The sequence below is a fragment of the Paenibacillus sp. PSB04 genome (assembly GCF_025809195.1).
In the GTDB taxonomy this organism is placed as follows: Bacteria; Bacillota; Bacilli; order Paenibacillales; family Paenibacillaceae; genus Paenibacillus_AQ; species Paenibacillus_AQ favisporus.
The window spans coordinates 1,762,269-1,786,470 of sequence record NZ_CP081301.1 but is presented as its reverse complement, the minus strand read 5'-3'; the positions used below and the strand labels follow the sequence as shown (position 1 = coordinate 1,786,470).

General features: G+C 55.7%; 15 protein-coding genes and 1 riboswitch. Of the genes, 1 reads left to right on the top strand and 14 read right to left on the bottom strand.

Annotation, left to right across the window (positions count from 1 at the left end; translation table 11 throughout):
- Positions 1-54 precede the first annotated feature (54 nt).
- From K2F33_RS08465 to K2F33_RS08410, 12 genes are all read right to left on the bottom strand, one after another.
- Positions 55-1,347: a citrate transporter gene (locus tag K2F33_RS08465; protein WP_244169336.1), complete on the bottom strand. Its 1,293-nt coding sequence runs from the start codon at positions 1,345-1,347 to the stop codon at positions 55-57.
- A 66-nt stretch (positions 1,348-1,413) separates the two neighbouring features.
- Complete coding sequence (locus K2F33_RS08460) at positions 1,414-2,772, bottom strand: FAD-dependent oxidoreductase (protein ID WP_234489547.1); 1,359 nt, start codon at positions 2,770-2,772, stop codon at positions 1,414-1,416.
- A 438-nt stretch (positions 2,773-3,210) separates the two neighbouring features.
- The gene (locus K2F33_RS08455; RefSeq protein ID WP_076172988.1) at positions 3,211-3,834 is read right to left on the bottom strand and encodes a flavin reductase family protein; all 624 of its coding nucleotides are present in this window, start codon (positions 3,832-3,834) and stop codon (positions 3,211-3,213) included.
- A gap of 362 nt (positions 3,835-4,196) precedes the next feature.
- Positions 4,197-6,029, bottom strand: coding sequence for a glycoside hydrolase family 127 protein (locus K2F33_RS08450; protein ID WP_263881424.1), 1,833 nt, complete (start codon positions 6,027-6,029; stop codon positions 4,197-4,199).
- A gap of 37 nt (positions 6,030-6,066) precedes the next feature.
- Positions 6,067-6,897, bottom strand: a complete 831-nt coding sequence (locus tag K2F33_RS08445) for a carbohydrate ABC transporter permease (protein WP_076172990.1) — start codon at positions 6,895-6,897, stop codon at positions 6,067-6,069.
- Positions 6,894-7,841, bottom strand: a complete 948-nt coding sequence (locus tag K2F33_RS08440) for a carbohydrate ABC transporter permease (protein WP_373309604.1) — start codon at positions 7,839-7,841, stop codon at positions 6,894-6,896. Before K2F33_RS08440 ends, K2F33_RS08445 begins: the two co-directional genes overlap by 4 nt.
- Positions 7,842-7,857: 16 nt before the next feature.
- Positions 7,858-9,273: an ABC transporter substrate-binding protein gene (locus tag K2F33_RS08435; protein WP_263881423.1), complete on the bottom strand. Its 1,416-nt coding sequence runs from the start codon at positions 9,271-9,273 to the stop codon at positions 7,858-7,860.
- Between the two features lie 95 nt (positions 9,274-9,368).
- Positions 9,369-11,165 carry a sensor histidine kinase gene (locus K2F33_RS08430; RefSeq protein WP_263881422.1) on the bottom strand — a complete coding sequence of 599 codons (1,797 nt, stop codon included), beginning with the start codon at positions 11,163-11,165 and terminating at the stop codon, positions 9,369-9,371.
- Positions 11,162-12,847: a response regulator gene (locus K2F33_RS08425; protein WP_263882315.1), complete on the bottom strand. Its 1,686-nt coding sequence runs from the start codon at positions 12,845-12,847 to the stop codon at positions 11,162-11,164. Before K2F33_RS08425 ends, K2F33_RS08430 begins: the two co-directional genes overlap by 4 nt.
- Before the next feature lie 263 nt (positions 12,848-13,110).
- Positions 13,111-15,453 (bottom strand): FecR domain-containing protein, encoded by a 2,343-nt coding sequence (locus K2F33_RS08420; protein ID WP_263881421.1) that lies wholly within the window; start codon positions 15,451-15,453, stop codon positions 13,111-13,113.
- Positions 15,454-15,501: 48 nt separating this feature from the next.
- Positions 15,502-17,025, bottom strand: coding sequence for a stalk domain-containing protein (locus K2F33_RS08415; protein ID WP_263881420.1), 1,524 nt, complete (start codon positions 17,023-17,025; stop codon positions 15,502-15,504).
- A 207-nt stretch (positions 17,026-17,232) separates the two neighbouring features.
- The gene (locus tag K2F33_RS08410; protein WP_163880177.1) at positions 17,233-18,669 is read right to left on the bottom strand and encodes an NAD(P)/FAD-dependent oxidoreductase; all 1,437 of its coding nucleotides are present in this window, start codon (positions 18,667-18,669) and stop codon (positions 17,233-17,235) included.
- Positions 18,670-18,724: 55 nt separating this feature from the next.
- Positions 18,725-18,824: riboswitch (purine riboswitch) on the bottom strand.
- A 254-nt stretch (positions 18,825-19,078) separates the two neighbouring features.
- Here K2F33_RS08410 and K2F33_RS08405 point away from each other — a divergent pair.
- Positions 19,079-19,486: a VOC family protein gene (locus tag K2F33_RS08405; protein ID WP_076172997.1), complete on the top strand. Its 408-nt coding sequence runs from the start codon at positions 19,079-19,081 to the stop codon at positions 19,484-19,486.
- Between the two features lie 102 nt (positions 19,487-19,588).
- Here K2F33_RS08405 and K2F33_RS08400 read toward each other — a convergent pair whose 3' ends face one another.
- Both K2F33_RS08400 and K2F33_RS08395 read right to left on the bottom strand, forming a co-directional pair.
- On the bottom strand, positions 19,589-22,852 hold the full coding sequence (locus K2F33_RS08400; protein WP_263881419.1) for a GAP1-N2 domain-containing protein: 3,264 nt from the start codon (positions 22,850-22,852) through the stop codon (positions 19,589-19,591).
- Positions 22,852-24,111, bottom strand: a complete 1,260-nt coding sequence (locus K2F33_RS08395) for a hypothetical protein (protein ID WP_076172999.1) — start codon at positions 24,109-24,111, stop codon at positions 22,852-22,854. Before K2F33_RS08395 ends, K2F33_RS08400 begins: the two co-directional genes overlap by 1 nt.
- Between the last annotated feature and the right edge of the window lie 91 nt (positions 24,112-24,202).

Genomic DNA, 24,202 nt, shown 5'->3' with positions numbered 1-24,202 from the left:
ATCAAGCCGCGCAGTCCGTTCCCCGTCCGGAATCATCCGTAAAAGCCGTCTTTATCAAAATACCATGAATGCACCGATGACCATCGAGATCAGGACGGCGACCATCATCCAAGGCAGCGTCTTCTTCAAAATTTCGTTGATGTCGGTCTTCGTAAAATCCGAAACCCATACGTTATGCGAGTTCGTCGGGTCGGACACGGCCTGCACGTTGCTGACCACGCGCAGCGCCAGCATGGCAGCGACCGGCGTCATACCTGCCGTCACGAACAGGGCGGCGATGCCGCTGCCTAGACCCCATACGTTGAGCGGACCACGGTAAATCGCCAGCGGCGACAGGATAGTGAAGAAGAGAATGTACATGATCGGATTGCCCGGAAGCACCGCCTCAATGAGCGGGGAAATAAGCGCCGAAACCTGCGGCGCCATAACCGAATTAAGCAGGATGCCGATGCCGATCATCAGTGCCATGGCGCCGGCGACGTCCTGGATGCCTTCGATCAGCGCGCTGGAGAGCACGTGGATCGGGCGCTTCGGCCAGGCCAGCAGGATCGTGACGAGCGCGCCGATGATGACGGCGGGAACGATATCGATTTTAAAAGCGAACACCAGAATAACCGGCACCAGCGGGCTGATCAGCGCATAGGTCGGCACCTTCTTGCCGTCGCCGCCGGTAGCTGCGGGCATCGCCCACGCTCTGCGGCCCTTGCCGTCCTTGCGGATATAGAACACGATCATGGCCAGGGACAGCACGATCAGCGGCAGCGCGGCCACCATCGTGTAGTCCGCGATCTGCTCAACCGAGAGTCCGAGCACATCAACATACACAGCCCAGTTGGATACGTTGAAAAGTGCGCCCACCCCGACCGCGGACAGCACAACGATCGACGCAACGAACTGCGAAATGCCGGCGGTCAGCATGATCGGAATAACGATCGTACCGACCAGGATCACCATGCCCAGCCCGCCTGCGGCGGAGAAAATAATGGACGCGGTCACGAAAAACAGAATCGCGATCAGCATCGGCTTATCCCCGGCCAGCTCGGCGGCTTTGCGGATAATCGATTTGGTAATGCCGACCTTGTTCAGGATTTGTCCGAACCAGGCGCCGAACACGAGGCCGGCAATCGCCCCGGACAGCCGCATCGAGCCGGACGCCAGGATCGTTTTGGCAATGCTTGTCGTATCGGGATTATTCGAGTTCCATGGTACCCCGGCGATGATCGCAAACAGGATCGCCATCAGCGGAAGCGCCAGAATTGCCGGGATTTTGCGCGTCATCATCAGCCCGACGAACACCAAAAACACAATCAAAATACCGATCGCTTGCACCCACATTACACCAGTCACTTTGGTTACCCCTCTCGTCATGAGATTTCTTCACGTGGTTCCTTCATATGCTTAATAATTCATGGGCTATATTTCCAAATGGGCCCCTTGCGCTTTGAGCTGAGCCTGCACTGCTTTGATGTCCACATCCTGCACGTTAACGCCATGTTTGGCCGCGTATGCCGCAGCCACGCCCCCCGCATGGCCGATCGCCCCTGTCGTCGGGGTCGTTCGCATGGCCGCCTGCGCTTCAAACGTCGCCGAAATGCAGCGGCCGATGACGATCAGATTTTTCACAGAATTCGTGATCATGCAGGAGTACGGAATGCTGTACATGCCGCCCCACTCCAGCTTCTGATGCTTCGTCCCTTCCCCGTCCGGGCTGTGAATGTCGATCGGATAGCCGGAATGGGCAATGGTATCGTCAAAAAGCTTCTGTTCCAGCAGGTCCTCGGCGGTCAGCGTGTACACCCCTTTGATCTGGCGGGAGCTGCGCACCCCGATGTTCGGACCGGTGGACTCCACAACTGCGTTCTCGAAGCCCGGAATGTATTTGCGGACAAACAGCTCCAGCTCGCGGCACTGCTTCCGTCCTTCCATCTCGGCCAGGCTAAGGCTGAACGCATCGGTCGGATCGTGGCCCAGTATCCGGGTTGTGTTCAGAATGACCTCGCCCGGATTGTTCGTTTCGAAGAACAGCACGTTCTCGCGCTGGATCGAAATTTCGCCGCGCTCCTTCGCCTTCCGGAACAAGCTGTCAAAGCCGCCGACCGACAGGCGCGGCGCCTTCTCGATGATGGAGGTGTCGCCGTTGTATAGCGGAAAATCCTCCGGATGCGCATGGATGTACTCCTTCACTTTGGGGATGTTCACGTTGTACATTTTCATTTTCAGCGTCATTGGCTGCATTGCCCCGTCGGACTCCCGGCCTTTCGTGAACTCCGCTCCGGCGCCTACGGAAAGGTCACCGTCCCCGGTTCCGTCAATAAACACGGATGCCTCAATGTCGGTCAGGCCCGACTTGTTGCACACCTTGATGCTGACGATGCGTCCGTCTTCCGCCTTCACGCCGGCGAGCATCGTGTGGTATAAAATCTCTCCGCCGCTCTCGGTCACCATCAGCTCCAGTTCATGCTTCATCGCCTCGGCGTCGAACGGGGTTACCGAATACGTAAAGCCGACCGTGTCAAAAATATGCCCCGGCGACTTCCCCTGCCGCTTCAGCCGTTCGATCAGCTGGTCGGTAAAGCCCCGGATCGCCAGCTTATCCCCCGCATGGAAGGTCATCATCGGTCCGACGCCGTTCGCCGTCAGCGTACCGCCGAGAAACCCGTGCGACTCCACGATCAGCGTCTTGGCCCCCGAGCTTGCGGCCGCCACCGCAGCCATCGAGCCGGAAATACCGCCGCCCATAACCACCACATCATACTTCAGCTTGTTCTCCAATTCGTCCTCACTCCTCCGGTAAATGATGTATGATTGCTTCTTGATTCATAGACTATCAAAACCACAGGTTTATGTAAACGCTTTTAAGAAAATATTTTTCTATATATCCGGATTTTTAGTAAATTATTTTCCGACAGTTCTATTGTGCGGTTACACAGCATATAACAATGAGTTTGGAGTGGGAATGAGTGGAGGAGTTTGCGGACATTGTTGGAACGGGAAAGTGGTCAGGGGAAAGTGATAGGAGATAGAGTAATAAGGAAGATTACAGTCACAGTGGTAGTGGATAGTAGTAGGGAAGAAATTAGGTAGCTTGGGGAAGTCAGTCTCGTCTGCCCACGAGTTGCCACCCTTCAAAGGCACACTCGAAACAAAAAAGCACCGGAATCCATCCGATGCTCCCTTCAACAGACCTGCTAACGCTGTTTGTTTTATAGTTTACTTCTCATAGTTTTTCGCCATAAACGGCTCCGCCAGTCTCGACGGGTGCAGCTTGCGGCCGAGGCCGAAAAACTCGCAAAAGCTCATGATCAGCGGGTTCCACCGCTCGGGGTTGATGTAGTTTTTCTCCCCCATCAGCAGCTCCTCGTCGATGTGGATCCGCTTGATCTTCATCTCCATCGCCGCTATGGAGCTAGGCTCCTCAAAGGAGTGGATCTGCACCAGCTCCGCCTCCAATTGAACCGGGCACTCCCCGGCCCGCGGCGCTTTTACCAGGTCCGACGGGACTTGCGTAAACCCGGAAAGACCGAATTTATCCGGTTCGTACCGGTAGCCCATCTCCGCCTTGTGATCAGGGACGGGGTTCACCCCTGTCGTCAGCGCCAGGCGATCCACTTGACTGACCAGATCGGCCGACGGCAGATTCAGCACGCACTCGCGCTCACGTTTGATGTTTTGGACCGTCTTTGATTTGCCGCTCATGCCGAGCATGCAGGACTGATTCAGCCACCAGGCCGAAGACATCGGGGCTAAATTGGCCGAACCGTCCTCATTCAAAGTGCTGATCAGAACTACAGGCGTACCAAAGTAGAGAATATTAGGTTCAATCGTTGTAAGCATCCTCTTACTTCCCCCTATCCATTTGTAAAAAATCGTTGACCAAGGGATATCCTGCAGGGCTGCAGCCACCTCAAGAAATATCTCGGCTTAAGTATACTGCTGCCGGTGAGAGCTTGGAAGGCTTCCCAAGTATAAGCGCAAGATAACAAAATCGCACAAACAGGCGCAGATGCTTGGGGCCCATCCGAAAACCTCAAAACAAAAAGCACCGGAATCTCTTCCGGCGCTCCTTAACCTTATGCGCTCGTGTACAAGCTATCGCAAGGCGGCCCCTATCCGGCCCCCGGCACATTTGGTGAACCTTTGGCACGGCCGCCATAGTAACTGCGCTCACGCTCAGCCCCTTGCCATACGCTTTAACCCTACACCGAATACAGCCGCCTGTCCTCCTCTTCCTTCAGCCAAACCTGCATAAATCCCGGCTCCCGGTTGTCCCACAAATGGTACGGAATGAAGCGGTACTGCTGCTGCCCGTCGAACCCGGTGAGCCCAACCATGCCGCCCAGCTCGTCCCGCTGCTCCATGCCGAAGGAAATGCCCGGCCGGACCGCAAACATGTCATAAACAAGTTCCGGGTTATCCGCCTGCTCCAGGCAGTACACCAGCGGTCCGCGCTGAACCGCGACGCGGTCCCGGTCGGCCTCGACCTCCGGCCGCGCGTGCACCTGCTGAACCGGCATCTCCATCACGTAGTCAATCGTGTCGCCCGGCTGCCAGCGGCGGCTGAGCACGAGGAATCCCCGGTCTATGGTCCAATCCGCAGGAGCCACGCTCTCCCCGTTAATGGACAGCTTCGCCCCGCGGCACCATCCCGGCAGGCGCAGCCGCACCGCGAATTCGGCCTCACGGGCCGGCTCCACCTCGACATGCACATGCCCGTCCCAAGGATAGCGGGTTACGGTCTTCATCAAGACCCGGCTGCCGTCCTTCAGTTCCAGATCGGCCGTGCCGGCGACGAACTGCAGCATGACGGGGCCTTCTTCGTTCACGGCGTAATTGTATCCGCCGATCGAAGGCAGAAACCGCACCAAATTCGTCGGGCAGCAGGACGTGTCGAACCATTCGGTCCGGTGATGATCGCCCTGTGACGCCAGCGGGTTGACGTAGAAGAAACGGTCGCCGGACAGCGAAATCCCCGCCAAAGCCCCGTTGTACATGGCGCGTTCCACGACGTCGGCATACTTCGCATCGCCAAACAGCAGGCTCATCCGGTGGTTCCAGAACACCATCGCGATCGAGGCGCAGGTTTCGCAGTAAGCGCTCTCGTTCGGGAGGTCATAGTCGTGCGTGAACCCTTCATTATGCCGGGACGGCCCGATGCCTCCGGTAATGTACATGTTCCGCTCGACCGTGTGCGCCCACACTTTGCGCAGGGCGTCTTCGTAGGTCCGGTCTCCGGAGGCAAGCACCACGTCCGCCATGGCGGTGTACAAATACATCGCACGGACGGCGTGCCCGGTCACCTTCTCGATGTCGCGGACAGGCACATCGTCCTGGCAGTACGCCGGTCCCCACTCCTCGCGGTCCCATATCGCACCATGGCCATGGCCGTGCCCCCGCTCCTCGAGCAGCCATAGGGCGAGCTTCCAATAACGCTCCTCACCGGTCGCGTGATACAGCTTGATCAGCGCCAGCTCGATCTCCTCATGGCCTTCCACCCAGTGCCGCTTGCCCGGCCCGAACAGGCTGTCGTAATGGTCAGCCAGCTTGCAGGCCACGTCCAGCAGCGTGCGCTTGCCGGTAGCCGCATGGTACGCAACCGCCGCTTCGATCAGGTGGCCGCCGTTATACATTTCGTGCTTCTCCATATCCGTCCACTTCTGGTCCGGGGCTTCGAGCGTGTAATACGTCGTCAGGTATCCATCCGGCTCCTGCGCCGCTGCGATCAAGCTGATGATCCGGTCGATTTCCGCCTCCAGCTCGGGGTCGCGGTCCGCCATCAGCAGGTATGCCGCGCCTTCAAGCACCTTGTACACATCGGAATCGTTAAAATAAATCCCCTCAAATTCCCCTTCCATAAGGCCGGCCGCTTTGGCGAAATTGCTGATCCGCCCGGTCGATTCGCATTTGTCCAGGCAGGTCCGGAGCGTCACCTGCTTGCATACCTCCAGCCTCTGCTTCCACAGTTCATCGTGGATCTTCACTTGAGTAAAAGGCACGCCCTGCCAGCCCTGCTGCGAATGAGTCGTTGTCATCCTGCACCCTCTCCCTTCATGCAATTTCTTGCGATGCTTATCCTTTCAACCCCGTCAGGGTAATTCCTTCCAGAAAATAACGCTGTCCCAGCAAAAAAATGACCACGCACGGGAGGATGACCACCGCAGAGGCTGCCATGAGCAAATCCCACTGGGCCGAGTAGCTGCCCTGGAACATCTGCAGGCCAAGCGCCAGCGTGAAGCGGCTGTCGCTCTTCAAGTAAATGAGCGGTCCCATAAAGTCGTTCCAGGTGCCCAGGAAGGTGAACAAAGCGACGACGATGACCGCGGAGCGGCTGAGCGGCAGAATGATGCGCCAATAGATTTGAAAGTAACCCGCCCCGTCGACAAATGCCGCTTCGTCAAAGTCCTTCGGAATCGACATATAGAATTGCCGCAGCAAAAAGATGTTGAAGATCCCGCCTCCGAAAAAGGAAGGCACGATGAGCGGATAATACGTATCGTAGAACCCAAGCTCCTTCCAGCCGAGAAAGCTCGGGATGAGCGTCACCGCTCCCGGCAGCATCATGCTCGACAGCAGGACGGCGAACACGGCATCCCGCCCTTTCCAGCGGATCCGGGAAAACCCGAACGCCGAGATCGTGCTCGTCAATACCGTTCCGATCAGCACGCTTGCCACAATGACCAGCGTATTGACGAAGTACGTGCCAAACGGGAGGGACGTAAGCGCCCTTTTATAATTGTCCCAGTGGAAAGGATGCGGAATCCATTCCGGCGGCATCACGAAGATCTGCGATAAATCCATCAGCGAGCTTCGGATCAGCCAAATAAACGGAATGATAAACAGCAGCGAGATGACACCAAGCGCCACATAGCCCGCGCCCAGCTTTAGTCTGGATTCCCTCATGACGGTCCGCCTCCTTCGTAATGAACCCAGGATTTCGACGATCGGAACACGAGGAACGTAAACGCCAAAATGATCACGAACAGCACCCAGGCCAGCGCCGAGGCATAACCCATTTCCGTATCCCGGAACGCGGTCCGCCACAGGTAGAACACGAAGAACAAACTTTTGTCGTTCGGTCCCCCCTGGGTCAAAATATACGCCTCGTTAAATACCTGAAAGGAGCTGATAATGGTCATCACCGCATTGAAAAAGATCGTCGGCGTCACCATCGGAATCGTTATATGACGCAGCTTGTGGTACCACCCGCCTCCGTCCACATCAACCGCCTCGTAGTACTGCTTGGGAATGCCGGACAAGCCCGCCAGAAAAATGATGACGGTCCCTCCGATGCCCCACAGCGTCGTCAGCACGATGGAGGGGATAACGCTCTTTTCGGAAAAAATCCAGTCGCTTGTCGGCAGATGAAGCCATTTCAGCATCATGTTGATCAGCCCCAGGTCCGGGTTGAGCAGCCACATCCAAATCATCGCCGAGGCTACCGCCGGCACGATGCTCGGCAGATAAATGATCGTCCGGAACAAGGCGCGTGCCTTAATGTTCATGTTCAGCAGCAGGGCGATAATGAAGGAAATGATGATGCAGGCCGGCACCCGCAGCACGACGAAATAAAACGTGACGCCAAGCGAGCGGTAGAAGCTCTCGTCCTGGCCGGAGAAGAGCCGGGCATAATTGCCGAAGCCGATAAAGGACACCGACTCCTTGAATACGTTGTAATCGGTCAAGCTCAGCACAAAGCTCGCGATCATGGGACCGGCGGTAAACAGAATAAACCCGAGTACCGCCGGAGCCGTAAACAGCAGCCCGTAGAACAGAGCTTTGCGTTCCCGTACGCCCGCCTTGCGGCGCACAGGAACCGGAGCGTTCATCGGAATGTTCGTCTGCATGTGTACTTTAAGCCCCCTATTTTACGTCTCGCCGTCCCTGCACCTGTGCCTGAGCTTTGGCCGCGATGCTGTCCATCGCCTCTTTGGCCGTTGTTTTGCCCAGCCATACGTTATCCATGGCAGGATTGACGATATCCATGATCTTGTTGAAGTTCTTAACGTAACCGGTAGGCGTAGCATGGCTATGATTGAGCACGACGTCAATAACCGCATCTTTGTAGCCTGATGGCCGGGAAGGCTGATTCACCGCCCATTTCGACAGCAGGGCATCATCCGTATACCAGTCCTTCAGCGAAGGCATCCAGGTGCCGTAAGTCAGCATCTCGATTGACGCATCTGGGTCAATAAGCGCCTTGAGCAGCTCCCAGGACTCTTGGGGATGCTTGGTCGATTTAAAGATGGAAAACATCGCGCAAACTACCGTGGTCGCCGGCTTTTTCATGACAGGAAGCACCCCGACGTTAAAGTGAACCTTCGATTCCGCAAGCGTGCTGGTATTCCATTGTCCGTCAATCACCATCGCCACTTTTCTTGTCTGCAGAGCCACATTGGTTGCCGGAATATTCTTGGCCTGCAGCGGCGACGGAGCAACGTGGTACTTATTGATCAGATCGGCGATATTCTGCAGCGCCTCGACGGCTTCCGGCTGATTCAAAGCAAACGTCTTACCGTCCGGGGAGACAAAGTCGCCCCCGTTTGAAAAAATAAAGCTGCTGTACGCTCCCCACCAGTTGCCGGGGTTCACTCCGTATTGCTTAATGTTTTTCGGATCAAAATTCGGATCGTCCGCATTCCGTCCTTTGTTGTCCAAGGTCAGCTTCTTGGCGGTATCCACGAACTGTTCCCAGGTCCACGCTTCCGATACCTTGGAAGGCGGCGGCGTCAACCCAGCCTCCTTGAAAGCATCTTCGTTATAAAAAAGCGTAAACGATTCCGGGCCGGGGGCTATACCGATAATATTGCCGGGCTCCGAGGAATAGGTGATATTCGGAACCAGAGTATCGGTCTTAATTTCGGGGTCCTTGTTCAGGAAATCCTGAAGATTCAGGAATTTCCCCTGTTCCGCAAGCGGAAAGGCGATCGTCGCCGATTCCATCATCGCCACGTCCGGTTCATCGTTGCCGGCAACCATGGTCGTCAGCTTGGTGTCGTAATCGGTAGGAATCTGCTGCAATTCGACCTTCACGTTGGGATGCTCTGCTTCGAACCGGGCGATGACCTTTTTGTTTACGGCAATTTCATTAGGCGCTCCCCATAAGGTGAGGCGGAGCTTGATCTGTTCGCCGGCCGCCGCCTGGGTTCCCCCCTTGTCCGCGCTTCCGGCTGCAGGCCCGCCGCTTTCCTCCGACCGGGTGCAGGCGCTCAGCAGCAATCCTGCCGTGAGCAAAAATGCAATCGCTGCCGTCAGCGGCTTTCGGTGTTTTTTCATCATGAACTGTAACCCCTCTCCTGCTTTACGAATGATTTCATAGCTGCAGCCTATGTTGCCTTTGATTATAGATTTTAGGCAGCGCTTTCAAAACCGGATTATTTTTGGAATGGTGGACTTTGATTAGAAAAGTGGGGCAGTGTGATGATCACGCGTGTTCCCTGGCCTACAGCGGATTCGATATCGATGCCGTACTCGTCCCCATACGCAAGACGAATGCGGGAAATCGTGTTTTTGATGCCGATCGAGGCGGACTCCGCATACAAAATCCGCTGAATCGTTTCCCGGCTCATGCCGCGGCCGTTATCCGACACCTCCAGCACACGAGTCCCGTCCTTGATTTTTCCGGTAACTTCAATGCGTCCCCCTTCCTCCATTTGCTCGAAGCCGTGGAGAATCGCATTTTCGACGAACGGCTGGAACAGCAGTCTCGGCACCGGAGTGTCCAGCAGCTCGGGAGCGATGCCAAAATGAACCGTGAACTTCGATTCAAAGCGGGCCTCCATAATGTAAAAATAGTCCTTCATCCACTCGAGCTCCTCGGCAACCGTTACGGCTCCCCAGTCCTTGCGCGAGGTGTAATGCAGCATATTGGACAGGCGGACGAGCATCCGGTTCAGCTCTCTCTGTCCCGATTCGATGGCCATCCAGTTCATGATGTTCAGCGTATTGTAGAGAAAATGCGGATTCATCTGCATATTGAGCGCCATGATTTCCGCTTCTTTCTCCTTGATCCGGATTTCGTAGTTTTCCTTCACCAGCGTTTCGATGCGCGAATTCATCCGGTTGAACCGCTGCAGCAGCACCCCGAACTCGTCATGGGTTTTGACCTCTACCCGGGTCTGAAAGTCCCCTTCGCCGACCGAGCGCATGGCGGTGAAGAGCTGCCGGATCGGGCCAGTCATTTTGCGGACGATAAAATAAGCAAACAAGTACGCAATCAATGCCAGGAGCGCAGCCAGCAGGATCGTCGACGTGCGGATAGTCGGAATAAAGCCGCGGACGAGCGTGGATTCCGGAATCATGACCACCGAGAGCCAGCCGGTTACGGCAGAGCGGTCGAAGCACAGGATCGTCTTTTGGCCGTCCAGGACCAATCGCTGCGTTCCGCTTCCAGCCTTTCGAATGGCGTTCACCCATTGTTCATTGAACACTCGGGTTACCTGGGAGGCGTCCGAGCTCGCCACGACCTTGTTATCCGGATCAATCACCAAATAGCTCGATCCTGTCGGAATGCTCTGCTCGAATTGGGAGTTGAAAAAGTCCGCTTTAAAGCCAATCGTCAGTACCGGCCGCTCCACGTTCGGCCGCAGCCTGGCAATCGTAGAATTATCGACATAGGAAAATTCCATCAGGCGGGTGGCGGAGAACATATACCGGTATTCGATATCGCTGTTTTGCAGCCAGGGCTGATCGAACATTTGGACAAAATCGTAGGTCGGGTACCAAACCATTTTGCCATGTGCCCTCTCGGCCTCCTGATACAGCGCCGTGCGGGTCGGATCCCCCTGCGGAAGATTCCGCTGCGAACCGAAACTGTAATAGGAGGTCCACAGCTGGTACGTGTACACATCCTCATTTTGCGTAAAATACTTGCTCAGAATGGCGGACACCTGCCTGTCCGCATTCAGCAGCTCCGACGGGACGGAAGGATCCAGCTGGTTGAAGATCCGAAAAAGGTCCCGGTCGACGAACAAGGCCAAGCTGCCCTGGTCTACCTTCCTCAGCTTCGTATCCATCACTTCATTGCTCTTCTTAACGATTTCGAGCACGTTGTTTTGCGCCTGATCCCGCATCGAGCTCAAGCTGTTCCGGTAGTAGATGAAGCTCAGGAGCAGCAGGGGCAGCGCAATGAGAACGACATAGCTGGCCAGAAGCCTGGAGCGGAATTTCATCTGGACCTCCCCTCCCCTGATTTTTGCTGCCCGGCCCAATGACGGTACGCCTCCGGCGTAACGCCGACATGCTTTTTAAAGCTCCGGGAAAAGTATTTCGTATCGCGGAAGCCGCACCTCTCGGCGATCTCGTACACCTTTAGTCCGCTGCCGTCCCGCAGCAGCTCTTCGGCTTTGCGCATCCGGATCTCAATGAGAACATCCGAGAAGGAACGGCCTGTCGCCTCTTTGAACAAGGTGCTGAAATAAGACGGGTTGAAGCGGAACGACTCCGCCACCGATTCCAGCGATAAATCCTCCATGTACCGCTCACGCATCAGCTCCAGGCAGCTGTCGATCACGAGCTCGCGTTTGCTTTTTTTCTGCTCCTTCAGCGTGACGCCCATTCGCTCGAGCACCGAATCCAAAATCTCCAGCAGCTCCGCAAACCGCCGGCAGGTACGGATCTGCTGTACGGCTTCTTCCGTCAGCGGGTTCATCCCCCACCCTGATTTGCTGTCCGCCAGCTTCAGCAGGAGCAGGCAGGTTTGGTCCTTGACGGACTGCGGCTCGGCCATGCCGTCAGCCGACATGGCGGTCACGGCTGTACGGCATAATTCCTTTGCACCTTCCGTATCGCCGGCGTTCAGGAGATCCAACAGTTCTGCGGCAGAGCACATTAAAACCGGATGTACCGGCAGAAGCTCGCTATGAAACAAGATGGCCCCATGCTGGTCGTAAAACAGATACGGCAGCGCAGCCAGAGCCGTCCGGTAAGACTGAGGGCCCCCCTCGGCTAGATCAACGCATTCTTCTCCGATTGCATGCACCCATCTGCCGGAATACCCCACAGCGGTGAGTTCGGCCTGTAGGCTCATCAGCCCCCTGCGGATGTCTTCCCGCTTTTCACCAAAGCTTGTACCCGTGTGTAGGATCGTGACCCACCTCGGCCGCGTCCAATCCGCCGCATCCCAAGCGATCGTCAAGGCCTTGCCGAAGGCAGAGCAGGCGCGCTCCAGCGCGCGGTGCAGCCTATCGGCTGTCAGAGAGGCGGAGCGGGGTTCGGTGTAAGTGTCAGGTGATGGGACTTGGAACCCAGATGACATCCCGCGATCCGAATGTTCCGTGGCAGAGCCGCTCCCGTCCCCGCTGGCCGGCTCCAGCTCCGAAACGATGACCACTCCAGGACCATCCACGACTCCGGCCGAAAGCCAGCTCCGTTCCTCCTCCAAGCTCAGGCTGCCGGACAGCCACTGCTGCATCAAACGCCCTTGATGCGCCAAGGAAGCTGCCGTCATTTGCTGCTCCAGTGCTATGGTTCGAGCCCGTGCCTCAAGCTCTTCACGGTAGATGTGTTCCAGCCGCTCCAGCACTTCCTCCAGCTTGTCGACATCAACCGGCTTTAACAAATAATCAAAAGCCCCGTGCCGCAATGCCTCCTGGGCATATTCGAAAAGGTTGTACGCGGACAGCATCACGATCCGCGGTTTGTAAGGCAAGGCTTCGTTTGCCCGCCGCAGAAACGTAAGCCCGTCCATTTGCGGCATCCGGATATCCGTAAATATGACCTCGGGCCGGTCGATGCCGGCCATTTCAAGCGCCTTGGCTCCGTCCCCGGCCGTAAACACTTCGCAGCCGGGCCGGCTCGCCAGCAGCATCCCGGCCATGCCCCGGCGGTGCCGCGGCTCATCGTCTACAATCATGAATTTCAAGCGGTTCACCCCCAGAATATTCATAGCATTAAATTCAACAACATCGTATCAGATGGGAGAAGAGGTAGGTATATAAAAAAAAACGTCTATCGACGTACCTTCAAAGAAGACAGACCGCGTTTAAAGGAAGTTTTTCTTGCGAGATCCGGAAGCAGAGGCTCCGAATCTTATACCTTCTGATCTCTTAAAAAAACAACCCGGCAGGAGGGATCCTGTCCGGGTTGGTTGGAGTTTATGGTCTCTGTTTGAAATGATCAGAGAGTTGGAGGAACGGTGTAGTGAACCTTGAAAGCCTGCCCAAGCAGGATGAACTGTTCAATGTCACCTGTTTGTCTTACCCACTGCAGTTCTGCAGTGTATTCTCCAGGTATAGGCACATTCCCTTCATCCGCCGGGGCAACCATCCGTAAGGTAAATTCCGTTCCCTCTGGTGTCGGACCGTCTCCATTCACAAGTCCTAAATTTATCGCTGCCAATTGTGGCGGAAGCAAAACGTCAGCGATACCATCGCTATTCGTCTTCCCTTCAGCAACTTCCTTACCATTATGCACCAGTATGAATTGTGCACCGGGTGCTGCCTCGGAGGCTTCGCCACTTCCTCTTCTAAGGTCGATCTTCAGACCTAGGACGGCCTCGGGTGTGATTGCGCCGGCTTTTACTTTCAGCGTTCTATCCAGGTCAGTGCCCTCTATCGGGTTAACCTCCGTTGATAGACCATCAATAACATGGACCTCTTTGGTCACGGTCACGAGCGGATCGCCGGCAGCCTCTTCATCCTTCAGCAGCTCAACCTTTACCAGGTAGTCGCCGACCTCCGGCAACCTGGTTGCAAAAGTAATCGGCGCGCCGTTCAGTTCGCCCAGGGTAAAGTCTTCCCCTTCTTCCTCGTCTGGACCGGCCTCCTTTGTTATGACAATGCCATCAGGGCTGAGTTGGCCCTCTTTGATAGCATCTTCCCCATACCAATAGGTGTAATCCGTCTCGGACAAGTTGATGCCCGTTTTAGAGCTGTACGTCACTCGTACCTTTACTTTCGTTTCTTGATCCGATTGACCGCTGCTAAATCCAAACGTGAACTTGTGTGAAGAATGGAGCGGCACTTGTTCCGGAAAATCCGGGCTGAAAACAGCTTTAATTTCGACAGGCTTCGGATCGACCGGAGGATCCACTGGCGGTTTCACCGGAGGTGTCATCGACCCACTCGGCGAATTTGGCTGCGTAGGGACAATCGGCTGCGTAGGAGCAGCAGGCTGCTGGCCCCCCATTTGAATCCGCTCCTGATTGCGCCGTCGCACTTCTTCTTCAAAACGCTTCATCTCTTCAGTGCTCAGCTGCTGCTGATACTGGATCACGGCCTGCGTAGCTCTTTGCTCTGCTGCCTTTTGGTTGGCCTGCTGCAATTCGGCGATCGTTTTCAGGATATTGTCGATCATAGCCTGAAATTGCTGCTGCATCTGCTGTTGCAGCAATATATCCTGCATCTGTTGCTGCTGCAATACTTCCTGTATCTGCTGCTGCTGTTGCTGAATTTGCTCCTGGATCTTTTTTTGCAGTTCCTGCTGAACCTTCTCCTGCTCTTTGCGTTTAGCCTCCTGTTGCGGGTCCAATCCTACGGTCGGATCAAACGGACGCACATTTCCAAGGTCAATTTTTCCGTTCGGGTCGTCAATCCCGCGGTTCACCTGTTCTATCAACGGATCCAATTTACTTTTTTCGATCTTGCCCTGACTACTCGCCTCCTTGGCTACATTGCCGACCAAGACATTCAAATTTTGCTGGATTTTTTGAAGGTCATCCAGTTGGCTTACCAAAAAGAGGTCGTTTGACCCGTTTGATGCCGAAGAACCGGAGGGTTTGGACTGACCTTGTTCCAATTGCTTCTTCTGCTGCTCAATCAGCTCCTGGTTCTCCCGGTCAATCTGCGCCTTGTTTTGGATGATGGCTTTAATGATGTCCGGTGAAGCCTGATGAACAAGATCCGAAATATCGACGCCGGTCGGCGTTTGAAGGGATGGATCCACGCCGGGCGTTAAGCTGATTTGCTGGGCTGGATATAAAGTGACGGGTGACTCGGCCTTTCCGGCAAAGCTTTGAGGGTTCGTACCCGAAACCTTGACCACACCTGCTCCCGCGACAACATCAGGGGTACCTGTCAATGGATTGATAATGACAAAAAACTGCGTTCCTTTGACCTCCAGCTTCTGCCCGGGCACATCCATCTCGAACACGTCCCGGGACTCACGCAGATCATGGACGCTCGTATACGCCTGGCCCGACATTAGCTCCAGCTTGGTCGTCGACTGTACTGCTCCACCCGTCAGCACCTTGATCCGAATTTCGCTGTTCGGTGCCAGCGTGATTTCGTCCCCTTCGTCCTGAATGGACAGCACCGCGCCGCCGGATTCGGTAACAAGGGTGTCACCCTCATGCAAAAGCATTCCCGTATACGCCTGAATGCGCAGTGCTCCCCCGCTCTGCTGGATATAAGCCGGTCCGTCAATGCGGCTGATGGTCATGCTGCGTGCGCTGTCGGCGGAAGCCTGCGTCGTCCAAGCCGCCGAGCCTGCAAGAAGCAGAATCAGCGCCGAGCTGACCATTTTCCAACATAATTTTCCTCGTCTCACGTTGTTTTCAACTCCTCTCCTTTATTTATCACGGATTACCACGGTTTTCTCCGAAGCCAGCCATTTCACGTCCTTGTCCAGCAGGTCCGTCAGCGTCCGGATCGGCACATACAGCTTTCCGTCGATGGACTGGGCAGTGCTGCCGGCCTCCAGCTGAATCTTGCGGTCTCCCGATTGAACCACGGCAGACTTGGCCGAAGCCGATACCAGCTTCAGTCCAAGCTCGGAAGCGATAGATCGCAGCGGAATCAGCGTCTGTCCGTCTTTGGTTACCCGGGTATCGATCCGCAGCCATTTGGAGTTGTAGGCCACGTAAACGGCACCAGCCGGTTTCATCGGTTTATGATCCGGCTGCCGATACAAGCTCCACTGGCGCAAGCCGTTTCCGGCAATCCAGCCGACACTCCCATCCTGGCTTACAGCAACGCCCTGCGGATAAGAAAGCAAAGAGGTGCTCTCGACACCGTCTGCCTTCCCTTCTTCTCCCTGCAAAGAGCCCACGAGCGTATGGACCTGGCCGTCTTTCAACGTTCGCACAACCTGGTTGAGCGAATCGGCAATGACCAGCTCATGCTGAGAGGAGGACCAAGCCACATCAACGGGATGATTAAATTTCGCCGAAGCTGCCGCGCCATCTTGGTATCCCCCGTCCCGGTAGAGTTTCCCTGATGCCGCCCCTTGGCCATCGCCCGCTACCGATCCGGCGACTGTCGTGACCATACCGGTTTTCAGATTAATATAGCGAATGACCTGGTTGCCGGAGTCACTGACGTAGAGGTTCCCCTCATCGTCCAGCGCCAGCCCTGAAGGCTCGTTAAACCGCGCATCCTTCAGCGTCCCGTCCTTGTAGTCGCCAGCGAATGCCGCCACTCCCGAATAGACTTCTACTACACGGTCGGAAGAGCCAGTTAGCGTGTTGACCGTACCGTCTGCGGCGATTTTCCGAATCACATGATTCAGCGTGTCGGCAACGTATACGGATCCGTCCTTCGCCACCGCCACATCCTCTGGCGTATTCAACGCAGCTGCCGAACCGGTGCCATCCTTGAACCCCTGCACTCCGTTTCCTGCCAGCGTACTGACCTGCCCTGTAGGGGTAACTTTGCGGATCGCATGGTTCCCCGAGTCGGCGACATACAAATTGCCGGCGGCATCCGTATCCATGCCCATCGGCTGATTAAACAGCGCGGTATTCGCAGCCCCGTCCAGCAATCCGCCCAGCGGCTTGTCGTTCCCCTTATAACCCGCAAACCGCATTCCCGCAAAAACAGTCCGCTGCGTGCCGCTGACCTTCCATATCACGTGGTTCACCGTGTCGGACACCAGCACGCTGCCGTCCTTTGCGGCCAGCACCCTGCCGTTTCCAACCCATCCCGCGGTGAGCAAATCCCCTTTCGTGCTGGCGGTAGCATCCGGCTGCCAAGTGCTGACGCTGAGCCATGCCGAGTCCTCTCTGATCCCTGAGCCCCAAGCCAGCGAAGGCACACCGAGTGCCATGCACAGCGTCAACGCGGCGGTAACCCACCTTTTACCGTACCCCTGCAAATTTCATTCCTCCTACATATTTATGAATGGATGTAAGCCTCAACGCTGAATTGTTCTGCATCGATCTTATCCTGATTAAAGATATCCGACTAGTAAAATTTTTCTATTTTAGGGCGCGGGCAGGCAGGGTATCTTCCTTTTGAGTGAAAAAAAGATTCCCGCCTAAACATTCAGGCAGGAATCTCACCAATTTCTATATGCTATTGTTTACCGGGACAGCGACTCCACCACCCCGCGGGCAATCCAAACACCGGCCGCCCCGGCTTGGGCCAGACCGCGCGTGATCCCCGCTCCGTCGCCGCCGCAGTACAGCCCGCGGATTTCCGTCTCCAGTGTCTCCGACAGCTTGGGACGGGCGGAGTAGAACTTGGCTTCGACGCCATAGAAAAGCGTATGCTCCGAAGCGATGCCCGGCGTGACATGGTTCAGCGCCTCAACCATTTCGATCAGGCTTTTCATCGTGTTGTAAGGCAGAACGAGACCCAGGTCCCCCGGTACAGCCTCCTTCAGGGTAGGCTCCAGAAATCCTTCCCGAATCCGCCCTTCGGTCGAGCGCCGTCCGCGCAAAATATCGCCGTACTTCTGGACAATGATCCCGCCATTAGACAAATCGTTGGCCCGTTTGCATATTTCACGCGCATACTCGTTCGGCTTATCAAACGGTTCCGTAAATTTATGTGAAACGAGCAGCGCAAAGTTCGTGTTGGACGAGCCCAGCGCCGGATCCTTGAAAGAATGGCCGTTGGCCGCCATGGCTCCGCTGTGATTCTCGACCACGACGTGGCCGGAAGGGTTGCTGCAGAACGTGCGGACCCGAGTGCCTACGGAGGTGTTAAAGACGAATTTCCCCTCGTACAGATGCTGATTGATTTCCGACATCACCACATCGGAGGTTTCGACGCGAACGCCGACGTCGACCTGGTTGTTGTACATTTTGAGCCGGCGCTTCTTCAGGATGCTTGTCAGCCAGGCTGATCCGTCCCGGCCGGGAGCAATGATGACGCGGTCCGCCTCGTAACTGTCCCCGTTCTTCAGGACGATGCCCTGCACCGTGTGGACGCCGTCTTCCTTGACGGTGAGGATGTCCTCCACCTCGGCCTTGAACATCATGTCGATGCGCGTGTTCAGAAACTCGTAGATCGATTTTAAAATTTCCAGGTTCTGTTCGGTCCCAAGATGCCGTACCTGTGCCCGCAGCAGCTTCAGACCCGCCGCATAACCGCGCTGCTCAATGCCCCGGATGACATCCGTCGTCGGATCGGTAATATTCGTCGTAGCGCCATGCTGCAGGTTCAGCTCGTCAACATAACGGATGAGCTCAAGCACTTTGGATGGTGGCAGATAGTCCGTCATCCAGCCGCCAAATTCGGTTGTAATGTTAAATTTTCCGTCGCTGTAAGCTCCGGCTCCGCCAAAGCCCGCTGTGATCGAGCAGGCGGGTACGCAGCCGGCAAACTCCTTACGGCCGCCGGCGGGCGGACATAACTTGATTTTGTCCTCCAGAATCGGACAGCTGCGGCGGTAAATATCATGTCCTTTATCCACCAAAAGCACCTTCAGATGAGGCGCCTTTAACGCAAATTCATAACAGGCAAAAATACCGGCCGGACCGGCTCCAACGACAATGACATCATATTTACTCATCATGTTCCTCCTGAAATGGGTTAGGTCAACAAATAAATTCCCGGCATAGAATAGGTATGCAAAGCAGCCTATTCGTAGCCAGGGATTTACGGCCCCTAGTAGAAACCCTCAAACCATATCATTGAGGTTATACGAACAATGTATCTGTTATTTATCGTTTACAGGAGTTAGTGTAATGGATAAACACGAATGTGTCAACATCCTTGTTTAATATCGTTCGTATTTTAGTATAATTATTTAGGTTGAAGGCATTTCAATATTACAAATATACCGATAAAAACGAACATTATGGATACTCAAAAATACAAATTGCCAATAGCGCTTTGATTGGATAAGATGAAAGCGTTACCGTCAGACGACGAATCATACCGAATCGGAATTCTAAATCAATCTAAGGGAGGTAGACCGGATGATTAGAGGGATTGGGCACTTGGCCTTTGATGTAGCCGATATGAACAAATCGATCGATTTTTACTGCGGCATTCTCGGATTTAAAAAGGCCTTTTCGATTGAGGATGATCATGGCAACCCTTGGATCGAGTATATCAAGGTGCGTGAAGGCCAGTTTATCGAACTGTTTTATGGGGCTGAAAATAAACCCGAAGCGGTGAAACGCCCCATCGGATTCTCGCATTTGTGCCTGGAAGTGGACAGCATCGAAGAAATCGCCGCCCATCTGAAACGGCATGGTGTCCCGCTGGACGTGGAGCCCCAGCAGGGCAAAGACTCCAATTGGCAGTGCTGGGTGAAGGATCCGGATGGAAACCGCATTGAATTTATGCAGCTCAACCCGAACTCCCCGCAAATGAAGGCTTAAAAAACCCCTTAATCGCACCATTCGTGCGATTAAGGGGTTTCCTTTTATCCATTTATGAATTTCTATCAATGGGCCAATCTGTCCTGCCACTGAAATTTATCCTTATTTCCCATCTGTCGACGGCTGATCGCCGGATGCCTTGTCGTCGGTCGTATCGCCGGTTTCCTGATCCGTGATTCCTTGCCCAGGATTTGCGGTCAAGACAAACGATCCGCCGGCCGCATTAACTTTATCAATCTGGCTAATGTCCAGCTTCTTGCCCAGCTTCACGGTTACGGTGCTGGTGTATTCGTCCGTCAACGTATTACCGGAACCTGGTGCACCTGTAGTTCCCGTAGTTCCTGAACTGTCCGCCGCTCCCCCGGTGCCGCCGTTACTGGTGTCTCCGCTGCCTGAAACCGTACCGTCTTTTCCGCCGGCAGTGCCAGCCGATGCATCCGATAGATCGGCAGCCTTGTCAGACGACTGACCGGCATTCGCTCCCCCGCCGTTCGAGTCCGTTCCCGCCGTTCCATCCGCGGCGTTCGTCTTCCCGGAAGACCCGCCGGTATCCGCCTGTCCGTCCTTCGTCGCATCCGTATCGGACCCGCCAGGCGTTTCGCCGGTCTGGCCGCCTTCCGTCGCATCCGTGCCTGACGTTCCTGCCGAATCGGTGGTCTGCCCGTCGGTTGCCTTGCTGCCTGCCGTATCTCCGGACGTGGAATCCGTTCCCCCGGCCGAATCCGCCGCGCACTGGCTGACCGTCTGCGGATCAATCGCCTCAAACTGGATGTTACCGTCCTTGTCCAGGACGGTCACTTCACCCGCTTTGAAATTCCGGCAGGCCTCCGGCTGCTTGAAGTGGAAAGTAAGCTCCGTCAGTTCCCCTTGCTCCCCATTCTTAACCTGCTCCGCCGTAAGCAGCGGAATTTCCGTTGCCGTCTCCGTCGCCGGAGGCTGGGAAGCGACCGGCGTTTTTGTAACGTCTACCGGGTCCGCCTTCCGATCAAAGGCACCGTTCGCCTGCAGCGTCAGCATCGTGACGCCTGCCGCAATCACGATGACCAGCAGCACCGAGCTGAGCATGATCGGCTTGCGGTTGTTTCTGAAAAATTTCATCCACGATGGCGCCAGTTCCGACCGTGCCCGGGCGTAAGCCGGCTGAAGCGCCGGCGGAGCGGAGTCAAAGTATCTTTTCACCTTGTCTTTGTTCCGGAACGCGCCCGGGTCATTTCTTTTCATAAACGACACGATCGCCGCGGCATACGCAGGAACCAGGCCGCGTGGACGCACAAACAGCGGTTGGTCCGCCGACCATTGGATGTACTCATACACCGTCTCCGGGCTGTCTCCGTATTTATACACGAAATCCAGCAAGGATCCGTAATCCACCGCTCCGGTCTCCACGTCCTGACAGAAGGCCAGAGTAATCCACTCGAACACCTCCGGCTTCACTTCCCGCTGCAGCCAGCCGCGGCCGATATACTGCACCTGATCCCGCTCCGCAAAGGACAGTCCGTCCAGCACGTCCTCCCTTTTCGGATGGTCGGTACCGAACCATTGATAGAGCGCCAGCATGACGTTCGCTTTGGAGCGGATGCGGGCATCGAATCGGGATACCCACGATCTTAATTCCTTCGGCTCCCGCAGAAATCCAATATCCAGCAGCTGCTCTCTCGAAAGACGCTCCAAATCCAGATCCTTCAGCAAAAAGAGATTGGCCGCATACACCAGCCGGTCGACAAACCGCGACCCGCCTTCGATTTGGCCCAGTCCGCGGCCCGGATCCCGCTCGAGATCGTCCAACTGGTCCATCACCGCATTCACGGCGCGGACCGGATCGGACTCCCGGCCCAGCTTGTCCATCAGCTGCGTTTCCGCAAGCTTGGTGAACACCGCGTTCTCCAGCACGATCGGGTGATTCTGCACCCAGACGCCGGCGAGCTCGACCAGATCGCTGGCTGTCGCTGCCTGTTTCAGCCTGTTTTCTATGTAAGGCTCGAACAGCAGGGCGGGCAGCCCTGGGCTGCTCAGCACACGGGCGAAGAAAGTGCGGCTCAAGGCCGGTGTGCTCTCCAGCATGCCGTACGCGGCTTGCGCAATATCCTCACGCTGCTGCGACAGCGCATTGTTGATCGTACGGATGAAATACTCCACGATGCGCAGGCCAAAATTTTTGCCGTCGACGGCATAGTAATCCTTGATGCTTTCGATGATGTCCGTTCCTGGCACCTCGCCCAGCTTCACCCGATCCAGCTCCTTGTCAAAACGCGTCAAGAACAGCTGATTCAGCCGGGCTTTGGCATGAATTGCCCCAGGTGTGGACAGATAATCAAGGATGCAGCGAAGCACCGTGCCGGGTTGCGCCGTATACAGCTCTTCCCGCCCCTGATCGATCTGGTACAGCACGCAAAGCTCATGGTAGCCCGCAACCGAGATCCGCCGGATCGGCTCCATGCCCTCCATCATTTGGTCGGCAAAAGCATAAAAATCCTCCAACCGTTCCGGATTCCGAAGATTCGCCCAGGCAAAATCCAGATACGGCTGCTTGGACCAGTCCAAGTCCACGTTGATGACGCGGCCCGCCGCCAGCTCAAACAAATAATCCTTCTCTACGATGCGGTCGCCGAGGCGCAGGCCCCCTTTTTCCACGAAGTTCAGGTGGATGCCCTTTTTGCTCTGCGGCTCTTTGGCATATGTCAGAAAACCAAGCTCGCTGCGCAGCGCGTAAGGCAGACTGCCGTACAGCACATGCAGCAGTTCGCGCGCCTTGACGGACAACTGCTCCACCGGAACGTCCAAGACGATGTATACCTTCTTTTTGCCCGATACCGACGACATGGCTGCAAACAGCAGCTGTTTGAACACCTTCTCGTCAATATGCAGCTCTTCCAGGAGCGCCATGACCTCGGCCGCCGCCAGATTCTGTCCGTCTTTCGCCACCGGCAAATCCCCCAGTTCGGGGAGGTCCGGGCCCAGCTCAATGTCGTAATGATCGGCAAACTGGGCGTTCAGCAGCCTGCGGTAATCTGTGCCCGTCTGCTCCATCCAGCCCGGAGGGAGTACATAGTTATGGGTAAAAAAGGCGCTGCGCAGCCCGGTAAAATCCGCCGGCTGGTACACGCTTCGCCCTAGAACCGTTTCCCCGGTCTCGGCCCGAAACAGATGCAGGGCATCCGGATAAGCGTCTGCTTCCTTCTCGCTCCGTGCGGTCAGCTCCGCCGGGGCGTCGTATTGGCAGAACGGATGCAGCACCTTTTTAATAAAACCATGCTCCAGCCCCAGCGATCTGGCGATCGTATCAAACCCTTCGGTAGAGCGGAAAATCCCGCGCCGTTCGCGGGTATACATTTGCTGCTGAACCTTTTTGGGAGTGAAATCAGGCACTAGTCTTCTCTCCCCTCAATGTATTTCAGCTTGTACAGCAGCCAGATAAAGGGCTCATCCACCCGGATTGGGCTGACCACGCTCTGCAGCTTCTGCCCCACCGGATTGCTGCCCAGCGCAGACACCGCAAAATAAGCCGTATTGGAAAAGTACACGTCCATCGTCCCCTTAAACGGCCGGTCGACCTTTTCGATGAAGCGGCGGATTTCTCCGTCGATATTTTCGAACTCGGTCAGATTTAAATATTTGCGGTGCACCATGTTGTTAAAAATGTTGCTGTTCGGCTTCACGTACTCGCCGTCCTCGTCCTTCAGCGAGTGGAGCATGTCGCTCTTCGTCAGCACCACCGCTGTCGGTATGTCGGTTTTGCCCTTGTCCTCGTAGGCGATAAAGTCGCCGAACAGGGTCAGCACCACGTCCCGCGGCTCATCGTACTGCGACACCCATTCGCCCGGCTGGTCGCCTAAATTCAGGCGGATCTTCTCGCGGATCGAGCGGATCTGCAGCGGATCGATCATGAACAGAATGCCCGCGGAGTTTTTGATGTGCTGCCCGTGCAGGCCGAGGTAATCCTCGTCAACCATGCCCTCACCGGCCACGTCGAAGAACACCAGCGTGAGCGGCGGCTTCGTCTCGTCCTTGAACACGAATTGGAAAATAAACGGCTCCTGCATCTTCTCCTTCTGCGTGGAAGCAAGCAGGTCCCCTCGTTCAAACAGCGGCTCCTCGTACATCGTGCGGAACTTGCGGCTGATCTCCGCATTCAGCGGCATACAGGCCGCATTGAAATGGTCCGCCGTCATATGCTGAAGTGTATGGATCAGCGAGGTCATATACACCGACTTGCCGACCTGCGAGGCGCCGATGATCGAGATGATGTTGCTCGGCACTTTGCCCGCCGTTACCGGAAGTTCGTTATGGCACTTCGGGCACAGCCGTCTGCGCGTGACCACCCCGTAGCGGTCGTTCAACCCGATCAGTACGTGATCGGAGTAGATCTGATGCTCCTCGGGAATGTCCCGCGGATAGAGGATCGCCTCCATGTCGTACACCGAATCCAGGCCGAAGCGTTCCCGGTAGCGGTTCAGTTCCTCATCCTCGCGGAGCGCGTAATCCTCGTCGTCTTCCCGATGGTGGGCAGCGCGGAACACGACCTCCTCCGGCGAAAATTTGCTGAAGCAGTACGGACATACGATATCGTAAAACAATGGCCGGGGCTCCGGTTCCGGCTTCCTCTTGAACCTGTCAAAAATGCCCATGATGCTGTCATTCCCCCTTTCCCGTACTTCTATGTTCAATAGCTGGCTCGTAGAGCCGCTAGTAATCTCATTGTAAGCTGGCTCGAAGAGC